At 73.4% G+C, this 15,274-nt stretch carries 10 protein-coding genes; 4 read left to right on the plus strand and 6 right to left on the minus strand.

The genetic code is table 11. From position 1 onward, the window contains the following. Window positions 1-341: 341 nt before the first annotated feature. Window positions 342-2,876, minus strand: coding sequence for a serine/threonine protein kinase (locus HT134_RS44755; RefSeq protein WP_217708107.1), 2,535 nt, complete (start codon window positions 2,874-2,876; stop codon window positions 342-344). Between the two features lie 85 nt (window positions 2,877-2,961). Beyond that, window positions 2,962-3,630 carry a pyridoxamine 5'-phosphate oxidase family protein gene (locus HT134_RS20180; RefSeq protein WP_175601966.1) on the minus strand — a complete coding sequence of 223 codons (669 nt, stop codon included), beginning with the start codon at window positions 3,628-3,630 and terminating at the stop codon, window positions 2,962-2,964. 72 nt (window positions 3,631-3,702) lie between these two features. Here HT134_RS20180 and HT134_RS20185 point away from each other — a divergent pair, with 72 nt between their 5' ends. Continuing rightward, window positions 3,703-5,289, plus strand: a complete 1,587-nt coding sequence (locus HT134_RS20185) for an aminotransferase-like domain-containing protein (protein ID WP_175601967.1) — start codon at window positions 3,703-3,705, stop codon at window positions 5,287-5,289. An 89-nt stretch (window positions 5,290-5,378) separates the two neighbouring features. Here HT134_RS20185 and HT134_RS20190 read toward each other — a convergent pair whose 3' ends face one another. Beyond that, complete coding sequence (locus HT134_RS20190; protein WP_175601968.1) at window positions 5,379-6,500, minus strand: DegT/DnrJ/EryC1/StrS family aminotransferase; 1,122 nt, start codon at window positions 6,498-6,500, stop codon at window positions 5,379-5,381. Beyond that, a complete protein-coding gene (locus HT134_RS20195) occupies window positions 6,497-7,579 on the minus strand; it encodes a GNAT family N-acetyltransferase (RefSeq protein WP_175601969.1) in 1,083 nt (360 codons plus the stop codon). The genes HT134_RS20190 and HT134_RS20195 overlap by 4 nt, the downstream gene beginning before the upstream one ends. Window positions 7,580-7,737: 158 nt before the next feature. On the opposite strand from HT134_RS20195, the gene HT134_RS20200 reads away from it, so the two are divergent. The 3 genes from HT134_RS20200 to HT134_RS20210 all read left to right on the plus strand — a co-directional run bounded on the left by HT134_RS20200 (window position 7,738) and on the right by HT134_RS20210 (window position 10,993). Next, window positions 7,738-8,766: a phosphotransferase family protein gene (locus HT134_RS20200; RefSeq protein WP_175601970.1), complete on the plus strand. Its 1,029-nt coding sequence runs from the start codon at window positions 7,738-7,740 to the stop codon at window positions 8,764-8,766. Further along, the gene (locus tag HT134_RS20205) at window positions 8,763-9,509 is read left to right on the plus strand and encodes an SDR family oxidoreductase (RefSeq protein ID WP_175601971.1); all 747 of its coding nucleotides are present in this window, start codon (window positions 8,763-8,765) and stop codon (window positions 9,507-9,509) included. Before HT134_RS20200 ends, HT134_RS20205 begins: the two co-directional genes overlap by 4 nt. Window positions 9,510-9,607: 98 nt before the next feature. Further along, window positions 9,608-10,993 (plus strand): GH39 family glycosyl hydrolase, encoded by a 1,386-nt coding sequence (locus HT134_RS20210; RefSeq protein ID WP_312888260.1) that lies wholly within the window; start codon window positions 9,608-9,610, stop codon window positions 10,991-10,993. 18 nt (window positions 10,994-11,011) lie between these two features. On the opposite strand, the gene HT134_RS20215 is transcribed toward HT134_RS20210, so the two are convergent. Then, window positions 11,012-12,241, minus strand: a complete 1,230-nt coding sequence (locus tag HT134_RS20215) for a DUF418 domain-containing protein (RefSeq protein ID WP_175601972.1) — start codon at window positions 12,239-12,241, stop codon at window positions 11,012-11,014. Between the two features lie 42 nt (window positions 12,242-12,283). Next, on the minus strand, window positions 12,284-15,256 hold the full coding sequence (locus HT134_RS20220) for a hypothetical protein (RefSeq protein WP_175601973.1): 2,973 nt from the start codon (window positions 15,254-15,256) through the stop codon (window positions 12,284-12,286). Window positions 15,257-15,274: the final 18 nt, after the last annotated feature.

The raw sequence follows: 15,274 nt of genomic DNA on the forward strand, positions 1-15,274 counted from the left end.
CACGATGAGCCGCGCCCTGCCAAGCCGCGCCGCGCCGCGTCCGGCCAAGCCGTGCGCCAAGCTCCCAAGTCGCACCGGGACGCGCTCCGCCCGGCCAAGCCCCGCCCCGACGGGCCAAGCTCCACCCCGGCGCCGGCACGGCCGGGTGGAGCGACGAGGGGCTGCGGCTGGGCGCGGGCTGGCGACGGTGGGGAGCCGGGCGTGGGGAGCGGCGCCGGCCCGCGCCTCGGCCCGCACACGCTCTCGGACTCGGCGCCCCGTGGTCGCGAGGCGGGTCGGCGGGGGAGCGCACGGGCCTCGGGGCGTTCGCTGGACGAGGTATGTGACCCGATGCCGTGTGGTCAGCGCGGCTCCCCAGGAGCGGGCTGGTCGCCGCTCGGCTCCTCGCGGGGCGACGGCGTCGCGGACGGGGTGGACCTGGGCGGCGGGTCGGCGGACGGCTCCTGGCTCGGCTCCTCCTCCGGTTCGCACTCCGGCGTGACGCCGCTCGCCTGGGCGCCGCCCCCCGTCGCGCGCGGTTGCGTCGTCGCCCGTACGACCCAGCGGGCCCCGCACGGCACCTCGCCGAACGCGTGGCTCAGCGTACGGGTGTACGCCGTGTCGCCCGACAACGTCACCAGCTCGGTGTGCTGCCTCCCCCCGACCGAGAACGTGACCGACAGCCGTACCGGACGCTCGTTCAGGGTCGAGACCGTGACCACGGCCACGGCGCCGCCCCGGCCGTCGACGGCGGCCCGCGCGATCGACACCCGGCGGACGCCGGGCGGGCAGGCCACCCGGGTCCGCGCGCTCGCCTGCTCGTCGCCCGCCGTGACCGCCACGGACACGGTCGCGTCGCACGGCCGCGTCCTGAAGCCCTGGTCGAACGAGCGAGCGTAGGAGGTGCGCCCGGTCAGCGTGGCGGTCCTGCTGCCGACGGTGTCGCCGTTCAGCGCGAACCTGACCCGCACCGGGACGTCACCCGTGCCGCTCGTCGTCACCCGCACCCGCGCGGTGGCCTCGTCGCCCGGCGAGGGCGCCATGTCCAGCGACACCCGCAGCCCCGTCACGCTCGTGGGGCACGGCGGCACGTTCAGCGTGGCCGTCCGGGCGCCCCCGGGCGCGGCCGGGGTGGTGGCGACGGTCAGCGTGACGGTCCTGCCGCAGGGACGCTCGGCCAGCGTGTGGCTGAGGGCGCGGGTGTACGACAGGGCGCCGCCGAGCCTCAGCCGTTCCGTGTGGACGGGGTCGCCCGCGACCGCCCAGGTGGCGGTGAGGCCGACGGGCGCCGTGCCGCTGGCGCGGACCGTGACCGTGGCGCCGGCGGCGGCGTCCTCACCCACCGTGAGGTCGCCGACGGCCAGCGCCGCCACCGAGACCGGCGGCACCGGCGTGGGCGTCAGCGTGACCGGAGGCCGGGTGGTGGGCGGGAAGGGGGTCGGCGTGGTGGTGACCGGAGGTCGGGTCGTGGGTGGGAACGGGGTCGGCGTGCTGGTCACCGGGGGTCGGGTGGTGGGCGGGAAGGGCGTAGGCGTGATCGTTCGAGGGGGACGCGGGGTGGGAGACAGCGTCGTCGGCGGCTGCGTGACCGGGGCCTGGGTGGTGGGCGGCGGCGTCGCCCGCTGCGTGGTGCGGGTGGGCCGCGGGGTCGGTGTCCGATCGCGGGTGGCCGGCGTCGTGGGGCCGTCGCCGGTCGGCGGGACGATCGCGGGCCGGGTCGCGCTCTCCGGCGGTTCGGGGCTCGGGGTCGCGCTGTCCGTGGCCCCCACCGGCGTGGCGGGCGGCGAGACCAGCTCGGCGGGCCCGGGGGAGTCCGACGGCGCGGCGGCGGCCACGTCGAACGGCTTCGGCAGCCGGTCCCGGCTCGCCAGCACGAACACCGCCGCGACCGCCACCACGACGGCCAGGCCGGCGCCCGCGGCCATCCGCGCCGCGTTGTGCCGCGCGGCCCGAGCCAAGGCGCGGCCCAGCCCGTGCCCGCCCCGGAACACGGTTCGCGCCAGCGACGTGCCGGCCTGCGCGGGCGGCGTCTGCGGCGTCGGGAGCAGCAGGGCGAGCAGCGCGACCAGCCCGGCCAGCCGCCGCCTGCCGCGCTCCTCCCAGTCCTCGCCGTACGCGGCCCGCGCGGTCTCCTCCAGCTCCGCCACGAACGCCTCGGCGCTGCGCGGCCGCTCGGCCGGGTCCTTGGCCAGGCCGCGCATGATCAGCTCGCGCACCGGCTCGGGCGCGTCCTGGACCGGGATCGGCGCGTACACGTGCTGGTAGCCGAGCACGCTCGGCTCGGTCGAGCGGTAGGGCCGGTGACCGGTCAGGCACTCGAAGAAGACGGCCGTGGCCGCGTACACGTCGGTCGCGGGGGAGGCGGGGGCGCCGGCCCACAGCTCCGGAGCCATGTACGGGGGCGTCCCCTCGGGACGCGAGGCCGAGCCCTCCCGTACGGCGATGCCGAAGTCGACGAGCTTGCTCACCCCGTCGTCGCGGACGATGACGTTCTCCGGCTTGTAGTCCTTGTGGACCAGGCGCAGCCGGTGCGCCCGCGCGAGGCCGAGCAGCGACCCCTTCAGCACGGCCAGCGCCGCCTCCGGCCCCGTCGTGCCGTTCTCGCGCAGCAGCGCCCGCAGCGACACGCCGTTGACCAGCTCCATCACGATGGCGGCGCCGTCATGGTCCTGGACGTACTCCCACATCGTGGCGATGTGCGGGTCGCGCAGGGTGACGAGCAGGCGCGCCTCCGACTGGAAGCGCGCGAGGGACTCGGGGTCGCGCCGTAACTCCTCGGAGAGGTACTTGATGGCGACCTTGACGCCCGTCTCGTCGTGGACGGCCAGCACGACTCTGCCGCTGCCGCCCGACCCGAGCTGCTTGACCTGCGTGTAACCGGGAGCGCTCCACTCCATTTGCCTCTCCCATCAGGAGCCGGCCCACCTGATGAGACGCGTGATCTAGGAGGATGGTTTGCCAGGTGGTTCCTGATTCATGGAACTACCGACGGCCGCCGATGTGAACAGGCACATCGATACCTTCTCGGAGCGCCGCGTCGGGCACCGGGGTCCCCCACTGCGTGACCAGGGGGAGCACGCCGGCCCAGACGGGCAGGTCGTAGTCCTCCTCCTCGTCCACCGGGCCGCCTCGGCGGATCTTGACCGACGCCTCGTCCAGCGGCAGGGCCAGCACGGCCGTCTTGGCCAGCTCCTTGCGGTTCGGGAGCCGGGCGTAGTCCCACTGGCCGGGGGCGAGCCGTTCGGTCAGCACGCGCAGGCCGGTCAGCCGCTCCTCCTCGCCGGTCACCAGCCGCGCCCGGCCGTAGATCATGGCCGAGCGGTAGTTGACGGAGTGGTGGAACACCGAGCGGGCCAGCACGATCCCGTCCAGGTGGGTCACGGTGACGCACACGTCGCTCTCCTCGGTGGCCCGCAGCGAGCGGGCGCCGGTGGAGCCGTGCAGGTAGAGCGTGTCGCCGTCGCGTCCGTAGCCGGTCGGCACCACCATCGGGCCGCCGTCGGCCACGACGCCGAGATGGCAGATCAGCCCGGCGTCCAGGATGTCGTACAGGTCGCCGCGGTCGTCGCTGGCGCGCTCCTTCGAGCGGCCGAGCCGGGTACGGGGCGTGGAGGAGAGCGGTGTGCCGGTGGGCGACGTGGTGAAGGCCATGGACGCGACGGTAGTCCGCGAGTGGACCTATCCTGTAGGGCCACTATCCGTGCCTTCCTGGAGACCACTTCCGTGCGCAGCCTGCTCGACCTGCCCGTTTCACTGGAGCGGAACTCACCCGTGCCGCTCTCGGCCCAGCTCGCCGGGTGGCTGCGCCAGGCCATGCTGGCGGGCACGCTGGCGCCGGGGGAGCGGCTGCCGTCCTCGCGCGGGCTGGCCGGGCAGCTCGGGGTGAGCCGTACGGTGATCACGGAGGCGTACCAGCAGCTGTACGCGGAGGGGTGGCTGGAGGGCCGGCACGGGTCGGGCACGTTCGTGGCCGACCTGGAGGAGGCCCCTCCCGGCGCCCCGCCCGACCGGGCCCCTCGCTCCGTCGCCGCCCCGCCCGGCCGGGCCCCTCGCTCCGTCGCCGCCCCGCCCCTCGCCCCCGCCTCCTGGACCTCCGCGCCCGCCGCCCCTGCCGGTGGGACGGTGCGATCCGGCGGGACCGCGCCCGTGCCCGCCAGCGGGACGGGGCGGCCCGGGGTGACCGCGCCGTCCCACGGGCGGCCCGGGGTGACCGCGCCGAAGCCCGACCGCGTGCCGGGACCCGCCCCGAGGGCCCCGATCGACCTGCGGCCCGGCAAGCCCTGGGTGCGCGACTACGACGTCGCCGCCTGGAAGCGGGCCTGGCGCCGGGCCGCCGACCTGCCGCCCGGCGACTCGCCCGACCCGTACGGCCTGCCGCGCCTGCGCGAGCTGCTGGCCGGGCACCTGCGGCGGGCCAGGGCCGTGGCCGTCGGCCCGGAGAACATCATCGTCACCCGCGGCACCGGCAACGGCCTCGACCTGTGCGCGCTCGCCCTGCTCGGCGCCGGCACGCGCGCCGGCGTCGAGGACCCGGGCTACCACGTGGCCCGCACCGTGTTCGCCGCCCGGGGCGCCGAGGTCGTGCCGTGTCCGGTGGACGAGGACGGCGTGGTCTCCGACGGCCTGCCCGGCGACCTGCGCCTGCTCTACACAACGCCCGCCCACCAGTACCCGCTGGGCGGGCGGCTGCCGATCCCGCGCCGCGAACGGCTGCTGGCCTGGGCCCGGCGCACCGGCGCGATGATCGTCGAGGACGACTACGACGCGGAGTTCCGTTACGACGTCGCCCCGCTGCCCGCGCTGTACGGGCTCGACCCCTCCCGGGTGGTGCTGCTCGGCACGCTGTCGAAGACGCTGGCGCCGGACGTCGGCGTGGGCTGGCTGGTCGGGCCGCCCGAGCTGGTGGACCGCATCGCGGGGCTCCGCCGGGCGGTGGCCGACCGCACGAGCGGACCGGTGCAGCAGGCCGTCGCCACCTTGATCGAACGCGGCGACCTCGACCGTCACCTGCGCCGGATGCGCCTGGAGTACGCCCGTCGCCGGGCCGCCGTGGTCGAGATCCTGGGTCCGCTCTGCCGGCTGCGCGGCGACACGGCGGGCCTGCACGTGCTGGCCGAGCTGCCGCCGGGCGCGATCGGCCGCGTGGTGGAACGGGCCGCCGAGCGGGGCGTGCTGCTGGACGAGCCGGAGCGCCACCGGCACCGGCCGGGCGCGCCGTTCGGCCTGGTCATCGGGTACGGCTCGGCGTCACTGCCGGACGTGCGCCGCGCCTGCCGCGTCGTAGCCGACCTGATCAGCCGCCCGAGCTGATCAGCCGCCCGACCCGATCAGCCGCCCGACCCGATCAGTCCGACCTGATCACGCGGCCGGGCTGATCGGTGGTGGCTCAGGAAAGGTCGTCAGACCGGTGGCGGCGGCGCCGGGGGCAGGTGGCGCACGACCGGCAGGGCGCGGGTCGCGTAGACGGGATCGACCGGCAGCACGTGCCGGGCCCACCAGCGGGCGACCTCCGGGTACGGCGACGGCTCGGTGAACCCGGGCGCGTAGTCGTCGTACGGCGGGTCGTACAGGTAGCCCACCGCCACCCCGTGCCGCTCCAGCGCGGCGATGGCCGTGTCGCGGTCGTCCACCAGCAGCGGCACCCGGAACAGCGGCTGGTCGAGCTGGTCGCGCACGCCCTCGGCGACCGTGGGCAGCTCGGCCAGCAGCCGCACCCCGGCGAGCCGCCGCTTGCGCTCCGCGGCGACCCCCGCCAGGCGGGCCTCCTGGTAGCGCCGGGCGATCCGTCCCTTGCGCACCCGGTAGTCGTGCAGGTCGGCCCGCACCCACGGGTCGAACGGCGCCAGCTCGGGCACGTGCTTCATGGTGCGGCGCAGCTCGTCGCCGCGCAGCTCGATGCGGTAGCCGAGGCGCTCCTCCTGGAGGCCGAGCGCGCGGGCCAGCCGCAGCGCCGGGCGGACCAGGTCGAGCCGGAGCGCGGCGCGCCGCGCCGCCGACGTGGCGACGGCGAACAGCTCCTGCCGCCACGACCCGGGCTCCAGGATCAGGTCGCGGGCCTGTTCGAGGGCTCGCAGGTCGTCCTCGCGCTCCACGGCCAGCACGCCGCCGGACCCGGCGCCGCAGTGCTTGGACAGGCTGTAGACGCCGGCCTGGCCGAACGTGCCGAGCGGGCGCCCGTCCACGGACGTCTCCAGGGCGTGGGCGACGTCCTCGATGAGGATCTTCCCGGTGAAGGCCCCGACCCGGTCCGGCAGGCCGTACATGTTGGTGGTGAGGACCGCGTCCACGGTGGACAGATCGACCCGTCCGACGTCGATGTTGCCGTCACGCGGCGACAGCGGCGCCATGACCGGCCGCAGGCCGGCGGCGATCACCAGGAACAGGATCTCGTCGGCGGAGACCGGCGACATGAGCAGCCGCTGCCCGGGCACGCACCAGTGGCGCAGCGCGAGGTAGAGGCCGAGGCGGTTGGAGGGAAGCACCAGGCAGTGGCGCCCGGTCCGCTCCGCTAACCCCGTCATGACTGCAGGGCCGTGCGCAGACGGCCGAACGTCTTGAGCACCCGGTCGGCCGTGCGGTGCAGGACGGGGTTGGCCAGGACCGTGGCCCGCGTCTTGCGCACCGGCACGCGCATCAGCCAGTGGACGCCCGCGACGGGCCCGGCCGTGGCGACGCGGCCCTCGGCGACCTCGTACTCGCCGTTCTTCAGCTTGTCCTTGTACTCCTTCTGGCCCCGCCCCATGTCGATGACCTGGATGCCGGACTCGGCGGCCCGCTCGGCCATGGCCAGGTGGTGGATGAGGCCGGGGGAGTACTTGGCGTAGGCGGTGTCGTAGGCCGGGAACCAGCCGACGAGCGTGGTGCGGGTGCGCAGGCCGAAGTGGCCGGCGATGGGCACGTCGCCCGCGTGAACCATGTCGAGCACCCCGGCGAAGTGCTCGGTGTCGGTGGCCTGCAGCCGTTCGACCAGCTCGACGATCCACCGGTGCGCGAACCGGTCGGTGCGCCCGGTGCGGCGGTACTGCTCGGCCTTCCAGCCGATCAGGGTGTGCAGGGGCGCCACGTCGGAGGTGGCGTAGTCGTGGCGGATCGCGCCGGCCTCGCGTTCGAGCTTGCGCTGCTTGGCGAGCGTCGTCTTGTAGGTCTTGCCGGAGTGCTCGCGCAGGAAGGCGGTGTAGGTCTCGTAGCCGTCGCGCAGGTCGATGATGGGCGACGGGTGGCGCTCGTGCCGGACGGCCAGCATGGGCTGGCCGGAGACCAGGTGGTCGAACTCGTAGACCGACAGCCCGCACAGCCGCAGCAGCCGGTGCGGGTCGATCTCGACGTCCTTGGCGTGCACAAGGCCCTGCGCGTCGGTCAGCCCCGCCGCGACCGGTTTGCCGATGCCGAGCGGATGTCGCTCGAACGGGAAGAACCCCACGATGTCGGCGCCGTCGTAGATGACGGCGACGCGCACGAGGTCGCGCAGTTCGCCGACGGTGACCGTGAATTCAGGCGACAGGAAGGGGTTGTCGAACCCCTCGTGCGCCTCCTGGAGCGCCCGCCACCGGTTCAGCTCCGGGGCGCCCAGTTCGCGGGGGTGTGCAAGTGAGACGCGCATGGGCTCCTACTGGCGATATGCCGTGTGCTGTCGAGCTTGGAGGGTCCGCCGTGCAAGGAAAGGTTAACCGTTGCTCTCTTATGTCATTCACGCAGGTCCGGAACGTTACACAACTCTAAGCTGGCATTCATAACCGAGTGACGTTCTAATGTGTTTCCATGACGGTCCCCGGAATCGACCTGCCGCGCCTGACCGCGTGGATGGCGAACCACGTGCCCGAAGCGGGCGAGCCGCTGTCAGTGTCGCTGATCTCGGGGGGCAGGTCCAATCTGACCTACCTCGTCGAGGGCCGCGACCGGCGGGTGGTGCTGCGCCGTCCGCCGCTCGGCCACGTGCTGCCCACCGCCCACGACATGCGGCGGGAGTGGCGGGTGATCTCCGCCCTGGCCCCGACGCCCGTCCCGGTGCCCGAGCCGGTCGCCTTCTGCGCCGACGAGGACGTCATCGGCGCGCCGTTCTACCTCATGGGGTACGTCGAGGGCGCGGCCGTGCGCACCCGGGAGGAACTGGGCGAGCCCGCGCCCGAGCAGGCGCGGCGGCTGTCGGAACGGCTGGCCGAAGTGCTGGCCGCCATCCACGCCGTCGACCACCGCGAGGTGGGGCTGGAGGGGTTCGGCCGCCCCGACGGGTACCTGGCCCGCCAGCTCGACCGCTGGTGCCAGCAGTGGGAGCGCTCGAAGACCGCCGACCGGCCCGAGTACGACCGGCTGGTGGCCCGGCTGCGCGAGCGCCTGCCCGCGGCGTCGGCCGGCACGCTGGTCCACGGCGACTACCGGCTCGACAACACGCTCGTCCGGCTCGCCCCCGAGCCCGACATCCTGGCCGTCGTGGACTGGGAGATGTCCACGCTCGGCGACCCGCTGGCCGACCTCGGGCTGACGCTCACCTACTGGCAGGACCCCGGTGACGAGGAGCGCGCCGCGATCCCGGTGGCCGGCGACGTGACGCTGGCGCCGGGCTTCCTGACCGCGGCCGAGTTCGCGGCCCACTACGCCAAGGTCTCCGGCCACGACATCGAGGACCTGGGTTTCTACGTCGCCTTCGGCAACTTCAAGCTCGCGGTCATCGTGGAGGGTATCCACGCCCGCTTCCGCCAGGGTAAGACCGTGGGGGAGGGCTTCGAGGAGATCGGCTCCGCGGTGCCCGTCCTGATCGCCCGCGCCCACCGCATGCTGGAGTCCGCATGAGCACTGTCGCGTTGATCACCGGTGCGGCGAGCGGCATCGGTGCCGCCGTCGCCCGCCGCCTGTCGGCCGGCGGCGCCCGGTGCGTCCTCGTGGACCTCGACGGGGAGGGCGCCGAGCGCGTCGCCAAGGAGACCGGCGGGGTGGCGCTGGCCGCCGACGTCAGCACCCAGGAGGCCAACCACGAGGCCGTGGAGCTGGCCGAGCGGCGCTTCGGCAGGCTCGACGTCGTCCACCTCAACGCGGGCGTCGCCGCCGGCGTCGACCTCGGCGCGTTCGACGTGGCCCGCTACCGCACGGCGGTGGGCGTCAACGTGGACGGCGTCGTCTTCGGCGTCGTGGCCGCCCTGCCGCTGCTGCGGCGCTCCGGCGGCGGCGCGATCGTGGTGACCTCCTCGCTGGCGGGGCTGGTCGGCTACGACGGCGACCCGGTCTACACGATGACCAAGCACGCGGTGGTGGGCCTGGTCCGCGCGCTCGCCGTGCCCCTCGCCGCCGAGGGCGTCCGCGTCAGCGCCGTCTGCCCCGGCTTCACCGACACCCCTCTGGTGGCCGGGGCGCGGGAGACCTTCCTGAACGCCGGCTTCCCGCTGCTCACCGCCGAGGACGTGGCCGCGGCCGTCGAGAGCGCCTGCTACGCCGACCCCGGCACGTTGCTCATCGTGCAACCGGGCCGGCAACCGATGCCGTACCGTTATGCGGGCGTGCCCGGGCCGGCGGGTGGCGAGCGCCCGCCGACGCCCTGATGTCATACGCAAGCACCTTGCAAGTGGCATAGATACGGTAATACGTGCGGAGAGGTGTCCAACCGGACACCGCGCAGGCGTGAGGGGTGGAGGTTCCCGTGATTCCCACCGATGGTCGGCATGCCCGCAGGCGGTCGCCGTGGCCGCTGGCGGTGGGCGCGGGCGTCGTGGCGGTGCTCCTGGTCGTGGGCATCATGGTGTACGCGGGGACACGCGGCTCGCGCGACGAGTTCAAGGGCGGCGAGGTGGCCAAGGCCGGCCCGTCGCAGCCCGCCCCCACCCTGGCGCCGCCGCCGAAGCTCGACAACTGGCCGCGCTGGGGCGTCACCCACACCCAGTACAGCGCCGACACCGCTCCGCGGCCCGTGACCGAGCAGGCCAAGGGCATCCTGGGCCGCGTCCCCCTCCTGCAGAACCAGCACATCATGGGCTGGGGCGCCGGCAACCCCGAGCCGAGCCCCGGCCAGTACAACTTCACCGAGCTCAACCGCCGGATGTCGTTCATCGCCTCCTCGCGCGGGATGCCGGTCATCACGCTCTGCTGCGCCCCCGACTGGATGAAGGGCGGCCAGGCCGGCCGTACCGACTGGAGCAAGAACCACACGGTCGCCCCCGAGCGCGAGCACTTCGACGACTACGCCAAGCTCGCGGCCAAGATCGCCCGGCAGTACCCGACCGTGAAGCACTTCATGGTCTGGAACGAGTTCAAGGGCTTCTGGGACCCCACGACCAACCGGTGGGACGCCGAGGGCTACACCGAGCTGTACAACAAGGTCTACGACGCTCTCAAGCGCGTGGACGGCGACATCCAGGTGGGCGGCCCGTACGTGCCGATCGAGACCACCTCGGCCCCCGGCCCGTCCGAGCTGAGCGGCCCCTGGGGCACGGTCGACCAGCGTGCCCTCGACGCCATCGAGTACTGGATCGAGCACAAGAAGGGCGCCGACTTCATCGTCGTCGACGGCGCCACCATGACCACCGACAAGGGCAACGTCCCCGACGACTTCGCCGCGCAGGCCAAGTTCGGCGCGATCACCTCGTGGCTGCGCAAGAAGGCCAACGACATGCCCGTCTGGTGGGCCGAGTGGTACGTCGAGCCGGAGAACTCCGGCTGGAGCGAGGCCAAGCGCACCGCCGTCCAGGCCACCGCCATGATGGAGTTCGCGCGCGGCGGCGTCGCCTCGGCCCTCTACTGGAACCCGCAGCAGAAGGGCGGCGTCCGCGAGTGCCACGGCTGCGTGTGGGACGCCGAGGGCCGCGAGATGCCCATGGCCGGGCTGCTCAGCGGCTTCACGCGGTGGTTCCCCGCCGGGGTGGCGCTGGAGCAGGTCCAGTCGTCCGACGCGCGGGTCAAGGTGCTGGCGCAGGCCCAGCAGCTCGTCATGGTCAACACCGCCGAGCGCGACGTGACGGCCACCGTGGACGGCAAGCAGGTCACGCTCAAGCCGTACGAGATCAGGTGGAGCGGGCGCGGCCAGGGCTGAGCCCCAGAGCGTGAGCCGTCAGGGCTGGGCGGCCTGCGGGGCGGGGGCGGCCTCCATGGTCCGCCCCGGCCGGTTCCAGTACGTGAGGTAGCGCAGCACCCACTCCACCGGGCCGTACCGGTGCCCGCGCAGCCACACCCAGCTGTAGACCACCTGCGCCGTGAAGATGCCGAGCGCGATCAGCACCTCCGAGGGCGGGCTGACCCGGTCCACCAGCGCCAGGCCGTACCCGGTGAAGATCAGGCCGCAGAACAGTGACTGGGCGAGGTAGTTGGACAGCGCCATGCGGCCCGGCGCCGCCAGCAGGGCGCCCAGACGCGGCACGTGCGGCAGCAGGCGCAGGAACGTGGCCGCGTAGGCGGCGGCGAGCAGCGGCGCGGTGACGAGGTCCAGGGCCTCGCCGAGGAACTTGTGCACCGTCCCGGTCCACGCCGACATCGTGTAGACGGCCGCGCCGCCGAGCCCGACGGTGAAGCCCACCCACTGCAGCCGCCGCAGCGCCTTGGTGTGCGCCGACGGGTCGCGCAGCAGCCCCAGCTTGCCGACCGCGAGGCCGATCAGCGCGGCGGCCAGCACGGCCGGCCCCTGGAACAGCAGGCGCAGCAGGACGATGAGGGACAGCTTGCGCACGTGCTCGGAGACGATCTGGCCGGCCGAGCCCGCCAGCGACCGGTCGGACTTGATCGCCTCCGCGACGCCGTGGGACACCGTGCCGGCGGTGTCCAGGCCCAGCGCCGCCAGCCCGGCCAGGAACACGAAGCCCAGCGCCAGCAGGCTGGTCAGCACGACCGCCAGCATGATCGCGTTCTTCGGCGAGAGCTTGCGCAGCAGCAGCAGCGCCAGCCCCACCCCCGCGTACGTCGTGAGGATGTCGCCCGGGAACAGCAGCACGGCGTGCGCGATGCCGATCAGGAACAGCCCCGCCACCCGTCTGAGGAACATCGGCGTGAACGGCATGCGCCGGCGCACCGCGGAGTCGAGCTGCAACGTGAAGCTGTACCCGAACAGGAAGGAGAACAGCAGGTAGAACTTGTTCTCCAATAACAGTGTCACGCTCCAGCGCACGCCCCAGTCCAGCGAGGACTGGAACGCGGGCTCCGCCATCCCGGCCATCCGGTAGCCGGAGGCCAGGAAGGCGATGTTCACCAGGAGGATCCCGAGCAGCGAGAAGCCACGGAGGGCGTCGACCGAGGTGATCCTCGACGCCCTCGCGCCCTGCATGGCGCCGTCTGTCCGTTGTGCCGTCATCAGGGAACATCATCCCGCATAACCTGAGAGGTTCCTGTGAGTTCAGTTATTTAGTGCGATGTAGATGAAGCGCTCCGCTATCACGCCGACCGCCACCACGAACGCGGGGATCGCCACGAACAGCAGCCGCCTGCGCGCCCTCGGCGCCCGCGTGGGCCCGTGGAGCCGGATCACCTCGTAGGCGAACAGCGTCACCCAGGTCAGCGCCAGCGCCGCGATGCCGACGGGCGTCCACGGCGACGTGGGGTCGCCGCGGCCCTTGTACGGCTGGGGATCGGGGATCTCCGTGCCTCGGACGAACTTCTTCAGCGTGTACAGCGCGGCGTCGCCGTTGGAGTACACCCGCTTCACCTCCGGCGAGGCGTCGAGCGCCGCCCGGAACTTCTCGCCCCAGCCCTCCGGGAACCCCTCGTTGAGCTGGAGGTAGCTGACCTGGCCGCGCGTCACCGCCAGGAACGTGTTGCGCGGGCTCGCCTTGAGCTTCGCCAGCGCGCCGGTGATGTTCGAGGGGTCCTTGTAGACCAGGGCCTGACCGTTGAAGTTCACCAGCTCCACGTCCTTCTCGCCCCAGGGCATCGTGGGCGTGACCTCCGGGCCCTCCTTGGGCACCAGGTAGAGCACGCGGGCGCTCGGCTTGTCGTGCGCGTACACGTAGTGCATGGCCGCGACCTCGCCGGCGGTCACCCGCTCGAACTTCTCGTTGCCGTAGCGGGCCACGAGGAAGGCCATCGCGAACAGCACCGCGAACCCCGCTGCGAGCAGCACCGACAGCTTCCGGGTCAGCTCGGGGTTGAGGCGCACGTTGCGCCGGCGGATCGGCACGGTCTCCTCGCGCACGTCCGCGCTGTCGGCCGGCAGGTTCGGGAAGAACGCGTACGAGGCCAGCAGGCACGCGCCGGGCAGCGCGAACATGTAGATGCGCAGCCCGATCTCGCCGCCGTAGCTCTGCAGCCCCAGCGCGAGCACGGGCACGCACAGCAGGATCAGCGCGGCCCGGTCGAACACCCCGCGCCGCAGCCGGCGCAGCAGGCCGGTGGCGGCCAGCGAGAGGATCACGACCAGGATGCCGAGCCGGGCCTTCAGCACCATCGCGTGCGCGGGGTCGCTGCCCGCGATGCGGTCGCCGGTGTTGCGCTGGAGGTTGGTGAGGATCTTGCCCAGGCCGCCGAAGATCGCGTCGATCTGGCCGGCCCAGAAGCCCACGGTCTCGTAGCTGATCCAGGCGAGCACCACCAGGCCGAGGAAGAACGGCAGCGCCCAGGTCAGCGACGTGCGCTTGAAGATCAGGAACGCGGTGATCACGCCGAGCATCATGAACGGCGTGATCTGGTGCGAGGCCGTCGAGGCGAAGAACAGCGCCAGCAGCAGCGTCAGCATGAGCAGCTTGTCGGCGCGGAACGTGCCGGTGTTGACGATCTCGCCCGGCGTCATCGCGTCGAGGCGGCCCAGCCACTTGCGCCAGCCCTTGTCCGGCACCGGCTTGGTGCGCGGCTCCACGCGCCCGAACCAGCGCAGCAGGATCGCCACCCACGCCAGGTACAGCGCGAACGTGAAGCCCTGTGGCGAGAAGTAGTCCTGGCCGATCCACTGCACGAGGACGAACAGCAGCGCCGCGAACCAGCGCGCCCGCGTGGTCGCCACGACCTGGCGCAGGATGAGCACGAACGGCAGCAGGTAGAGCAGGTTGGACAGCAGCGGCGTCCACATGAGGATCGGCGTCATGTCCGTGATGCCGGCCGCCTTGGTGACGAACGCGAACAGCGCGAAGAAGCCCGGCCAGCCCATGCGGGCGTCGATGCTGATCGCCGTCTCACCGGTGCGGCCGATGAAGTCGACGAAGCCCGCGTGGATGTAGGCCGTGGGGAAGCGCGGCTCGGTGGCCACCAGGGCGCCCGCGCCGTGCAGCGCGAACGTGATCGTGGCGATCTGGAACAGCAGCAGGAACTTGCGGTCGGTCGACTGGGCGACCGTCACGAAGAACGCCACCAGCATGATGAGGATCGCGGCGAACGCGCTGGTGGGCAGGGCCGAGATCAGGCCGAGGCCGTTGATGTCGGTGGGGTCGACCCCGCGCAGCGGCCCGGGGGGCACGCGCAGGGCGAGCACGTACAGGATGAGCCCTTCGACGGTGAGCAGGGCGGGCAGCCACCTGGGCGCGCTGCTCACGAGCGCGCCCAGACGCGCCATGAGGCCCTGGGGGGCCGCGGCGGCGGCGGGGGTGGCGCCGGCGCTCTTCGCGGGCGCCTTGCTCTCCTGAGCCGCCTCCGGGCGCGCCTGTGCCGGCGGCTGCGGAGACGCCGGCGGGGCCGCCTGTGCCGGCGGCTCCGGAGACGCCTGCGGGGCCGCCTGAGCCGGCGGCTGCGGGCTCGCCCCTGCGGGGGGCCGCGGGGACGTGTCCGCGGGGGGCGGGGGCGCCTGCGGGGGCGTGGCCCTGAACGGTGTGGTCGGCGGCGCCTCCGGCCGCTCCGCGGACGTGAGGTCGGGGGCGGTCGGCGGGCCGCCCACGCGGAAGCCGGCGGGCAGCCGGATCGCCGTGGTCGTGTCGGCGTCGGCGTCGTCCTCCACCTCGGCCCCGGCCTCGGCTCCGGACTCGCCTTCGGCCTTGTCGTCGGCCTTGTCGGCGACCTGGTTCCCGGCCTTGTCCTCGGTCGCGGGGGCGGCGCCGGCCACGGGCTTGGCGTCGGTGACGGTCTCGGCTTCGGCGTCGGTCTCGATGCCGGCCTCGGCCTCGGTGTCAGTCCCGGCGTCACCGGCAGCCGGCGCCTCAGGAGCGGCCTCGGGGACCTCGGCGGCCTCGCCGTCGCCGTCGGCCGCGTCCCGCTCCGAGGAGGCGTCGTCGGCCGCCGTCTCCTCGTTGTCCTTGTCCTTGGCCTTGCCGGAGGAGGCGCCGTCGGCGGAGCCCAGATCGAGGATGATCCGCGGGATGACCCCCGTGGCGTCCGGATCGAAGGGCGCGCCCGGCTCCTCCTCCGTCTCGCCGTTGAGCTCGGAGGAGCCTGTGAACCCGGTTGTCATTCCATCGCCGTCCCGTTG

The sequence above is a fragment of the Nonomuraea rhodomycinica genome (genome assembly GCF_013363995.1).
GTDB classification, from domain to species: domain Bacteria; phylum Actinomycetota; class Actinomycetes; order Streptosporangiales; family Streptosporangiaceae; genus Nonomuraea; species Nonomuraea rhodomycinica.